The organism is Klebsiella sp. GB_Kp056, from assembly GCF_040064755.1.
Lineage (GTDB): Bacteria > Pseudomonadota > Gammaproteobacteria > Enterobacterales > Enterobacteriaceae > Klebsiella > Klebsiella quasipneumoniae.
This window is the reverse complement of sequence record NZ_JBEAJA010000008.1, coordinates 1-4028: the sequence shown is the minus strand read 5'-3', so window position 1 is coordinate 4028 and position 4028 is coordinate 1. Positions and strand designations below refer to the sequence as shown.

Annotated in this window: 3 protein-coding genes and 3 tRNA genes; 5 read left to right on the top strand and 1 reads right to left on the bottom strand. The window is 51.5% G+C overall.

Annotated elements, in window-relative coordinates; genetic code table 11:
• The first annotated feature begins 217 nt into the window (after positions 1 to 217).
• Together murB and birA are read left to right on the top strand one after the other, a co-directional pair.
• Complete coding sequence (gene murB / locus ABLV52_RS00555; protein ID WP_348889865.1) at positions 218 to 1246, top strand: UDP-N-acetylmuramate dehydrogenase; 1029 nt, start codon at positions 218 to 220, stop codon at positions 1244 to 1246.
• Positions 1243 to 2205 carry a bifunctional biotin--[acetyl-CoA-carboxylase] ligase/biotin operon repressor BirA gene (gene birA / locus ABLV52_RS00550; protein ID WP_004206834.1) on the top strand — a complete coding sequence of 321 codons (963 nt, stop codon included), beginning with the start codon at positions 1243 to 1245 and terminating at the stop codon, positions 2203 to 2205. The genes murB and birA overlap by 4 nt, the downstream gene beginning before the upstream one ends.
• A gap of 25 nt (positions 2206 to 2230) precedes the next feature.
• On the opposite strand, the gene coaA is transcribed toward birA, so the two are convergent.
• Positions 2231 to 3181 carry a type I pantothenate kinase gene (gene coaA, locus ABLV52_RS00545; RefSeq protein ID WP_032429237.1) on the bottom strand — a complete coding sequence of 317 codons (951 nt, stop codon included), beginning with the start codon at positions 3179 to 3181 and terminating at the stop codon, positions 2231 to 2233.
• Between the two features lie 429 nt (positions 3182 to 3610).
• On the opposite strand from coaA, the gene ABLV52_RS00540 reads away from it, so the two are divergent.
• The 3 genes from ABLV52_RS00540 to ABLV52_RS00530 all read left to right on the top strand — a co-directional run bounded on the left by ABLV52_RS00540 (position 3611) and on the right by ABLV52_RS00530 (position 3971).
• Positions 3611 to 3686, top strand: a tRNA-Thr gene (locus ABLV52_RS00540).
• A 10-nt stretch (positions 3687 to 3696) separates the two neighbouring features.
• Positions 3697 to 3781: transfer RNA gene (locus ABLV52_RS00535), tRNA-Tyr, on the top strand.
• A gap of 115 nt (positions 3782 to 3896) precedes the next feature.
• Positions 3897 to 3971 (top strand) — tRNA-Gly (locus ABLV52_RS00530).
• Positions 3972 to 4028: the final 57 nt, after the last annotated feature.

Below are 4028 nucleotides of genomic sequence, written 5' to 3'. Positions count from 1 at the left end.
GCTTTTTTGCGTTTTTGTCCTCCGGCGAGGGTGCCGACATGCTTCCCCCGGTGGCTCTGTGCTTACCGGGGCTACGGACCTTGCGGGTTCTGTTGCCTGGACCGGTACACCACATCACCACCGTTAGCGCCCCGCAATATTATTGCCTCTGTAATCAGGCAAGCCTTCCCCCGCCAGATACGGTAAACTAACGCCGATTTTGCATCAGGAAGCCACTATGAACCACTCCCTCAAACCCTGGAATACCTTTGGCATTGAGCGATCCGCCAATACGATAGTACGCGCCGAAACTGAACAACAGTTATTAAGCGCCTGGCAAACCGCTGTCGCGGCTGGCGAACCCACGCTAATCCTTGGGGAAGGCAGTAACGTCCTGTTTCTGAACGACTATGCCGGTACGGTGATCCTCAACCGAATTATGGGGATCGAGGTGAGCGAAACCCCGGATGCCTGGCGCTTGCACGTCGGCGCCGGCGAAAACTGGCATCAACTGGTGCAGTTCACGCTACAGCATGCGATGCATGGTCTGGAAAATCTGGCATTAATCCCTGGTTGCGCAGGATCTTCGCCTATCCAGAATATTGGCGCTTACGGCGTCGAATTGCAGCGGGTTTGCGAATATGTTGACTGCATCGAGCTGGAAACGGGACGTAAACAACGCCTTTCCGCAGCGGAATGCCGTTTCGGCTATCGCGACAGCATCTTTAAACATGAATATCAGGACCGCTACGCCATCGTCGCGATTGGCTTGGCGTTAGAGAAAGCGTGGCGACCGGTGCTGAGCTACGGTGATTTAACACGTCTCGATCCGCAGACGGTCACCCCGCAGCAGGTATTCGATGCGGTCTGTCATATGCGAATGACTAAATTGCCGGATCCAAAGATTAACGGTAATGCTGGCAGCTTTTTTAAGAACCCGATCGTCAGCGCTCAGGTTGCTGAAGCGCTGCTGGCGCAGTTCCCTGATGCACCGCACTATCCGCAGGCAAACGGCAGCGTCAAGCTGGCCGCTGGCTGGCTAATCGATCAATGTCAGCTCAAAGGACAACGCATCGGCGGCGCGGCCGTGCATCGACAGCAGGCGCTGGTACTGATTAATGAAGATCAAGCGACCAGTGAGGATGTGATAAAGCTTGCCCATTACGTTCGCCAGCAGGTGGGTGCGAAATTCAATGTATGGCTTCAACCCGAGGTGCGCTTCATTGGAACGCATGGTGAAGTCAACGCAGAGGAGAGCATTGCGTGAAAGACCATACTATCCCTTTAACGCTAATTTCTATCCTTGCTGATGGTGAGTTTCACTCAGGTGAACAGCTTGGCGAGCAGTTAGGCATGAGCCGGGCGGCGATTAATAAGCATATCCAGACTTTACGCGACTGGGGCGTTGATGTGTTTACCGTACCGGGCAAGGGTTACAGCCTGCCAGAGCCTATTCATCTTTTGGATGAGAAAAAGATCTCCCAACAGATAGAGCATGGCCGAGTGACTGTCCTTCCGGTAATCGACTCCACTAACCAGTATTTGCTGGACAGACTGGATGAGCTGACGTCCGGAGATGCCTGCGTGGCTGAATATCAGCAGGCAGGGCGGGGCCGGCGAGGCAGAAAATGGTTTTCCCCCTTTGGCGCGAATCTCTATCTCTCAATGTACTGGCGTCTGGAGCAGGGCCCGGCAGCGGCTATTGGCCTAAGCCTGGTGATCGGTATTGTGATCGCTGAAGTGCTGCAGCAGCTCGGGGCCGAACAGGTTCGCGTGAAATGGCCAAACGATATTTACCTGCAGGATCGTAAGCTGTCAGGGATCCTCGTGGAACTGACGGGGAAAACGGGCGATGCCGCACAAATCGTCAGCGGCGCGGGTATCAACCTTGTGATGCGTCGCGTGGAGTCTGATGTCGTCAATCAGGGTTGGATCAGCCTTCAGGAAGCAGGGGTGGTCATCGATCGTAACCTCCTCGCCGCGCGCCTGATTAAAGAGCTGCGCCTGGGACTGGAGCTGTTCGAGCAGGAAGGGTTGGCTCCTTATCTGCCGCGCTGGGAAAAACTGGATAACTTTATTCATCGTCCGGTAAAACTGATTATCGGTGATAAAGAAATTTATGGCATTTCCCGCGGTATTGACGCCCAGGGGGCGCTATTGCTGGAGCAGGATGGTGTGATAAAAGCCTGGGTTGGTGGTGAAATATCATTGCGCAGCGCAGAATAAAAAGGGAGCTTCGGCTCCCTTTGCTTTATTTCCGTAAGCGTACCTGATTAACAGAATGATTGGCGCTCTTGGTCATAATCAGGCTGGCGCGCTCGCGGGTTGGAAGGATGTTTTCCTTGAGATTCATTAGGTTAATCTCATTCCATAGCGAGGTGGCAATATCCACCGCTTCTTCCTTCGACAGCTTGGCGTAATTATGGAAATAAGAATCCGGGTCGGTAAATGCTCCTTCCCGGAATTTAAGAAAGCGGTTGATATACCAGCTTTTCAATAATTCTTCCGGGGCATCGACATAAATAGAAAAGTCGACAAAATCCGATACGAATACATGATGCGGATCGTGTGGATAATCCATCCCACTTTGCAGGACATTCAGTCCTTCAAGAATGAGAATATCCGGTTGCGCGACAGTTTTATCGCCGTCGGGAATAACATCATAAATTAGATGGGAATAAACCGGTGCAGTTGCCTGTGGTACTCCTGATTTGAGATCGGAGACAAACTTCACCAGCCGATGCATATCATAAGACTGCGGAAAGCCTTTCTTCTTCATTAACCCACGTTCTTTCAAAACCGAGTTAGGGTGCAAAAATCCGTCAGTGGTAATGAGTTCAACATGGCGATGCTCAGGCCAACGGCTAAGCAAGGCCTGCAGTACACGGGCGGTGGTGCTTTTACCTACCGCAACGCTGCCAGCTATGCTGATTATATAGGGAATACGCTGACCGTTAGTGCCAAGAAATTGTTCGAGAACCGCCTGACGACGCAGGTTAGAACTAATATAGAAGTTGAGCAAACGCGACAGCGGCAAATAGATCTCAGCAACCTCTTCCAGAGAGAGATCTTCGTTGATGCCTTTTAACCGCGTGATTTCTTCCTCGGTTAACGTCATCGGGACAGAATCACGAAGTGCAGCCCATTGGTGGCGGTTAAATTGTAGGTACGGTGTCATTAACGTCTGCTCTTTTTGGCTCATAAGCATGTTCTTACCATCACCGAATACGTTGAAACGGCGATGCTTCACACGAGTTAATCAGGACAATGGGCAGGAGGGTAACACCAGATTGCCGGGAATAATAAGAAAAAAACTCATTGAATGCTGCTTTCTCGCGCCAGCGTCACAAGAGAGGAATAAGTTTCTTATGCTTTGCAAAGCATGGCCTTTGCTAACAGGATTGTGCTAACGGCCTGCTGCCTTTCAGTCTGCGGTCAGCATACGTTCCGGGTAAACGTGGATGACCGAAACCGCGCCTGCTGTGCTGTTTGCTGGCGATTATTTGCACTCCGTTGTTTGAAATTACACCGTTTTTTCGCGTAAGAGCACAAAATGTGAGCAAGAGAACGTTTTATGCAAATTTTTAGTTGCATGAACTCGCTCCTCTCCCTAGAATGCGCGCTACTTGATGCCGACTTAGCTCAGTAGGTAGAGCAACTGACTTGTAATCAGTAGGTCACCAGTTCGATTCCGGTAGTCGGCACCATAACAATTTGGGTGGGGTTCCCGAGCGGCCAAAGGGAGCAGACTGTAAATCTGCCGTCATCGACTTCGAAGGTTCGAATCCTTCCCCCACCACCACTTTCTGGCGACGCTTTGCGTAGCCGGAGTTGGTTGGGTAAACTAATCAGCTCAATACTACAGAGAGCAGTCTCTTTAGTATTACAGAAAGAACTGGGTAGCCGAGTTTCAGGATGCGGGCATCGTATAATGGCTATTACCTCAGCCTTCCAAGCTGATGATGCGGGTTCGATTCCCGCTGCCCGCTCCAGACGTGCTGATATGGCTCAGTTGGTAGAGCGCACCCTTGGTAAGGGTGAGGTCCCCA

What these genes read in the sequence shown, in the direction of transcription:
- murB (WP_348889865.1), top strand. Translation starts at nt 218, where the DNA reads ATGAACCACTCCCTCAAACCCTGGAATACCTTTGGCATTGAGCGATCC.
- coaA (WP_032429237.1), bottom strand. Translation starts at nt 3,181, where the DNA reads ATGAGCCAAAAAGAGCAGACGTTAATGACACCGTACCTACAATTTAAC.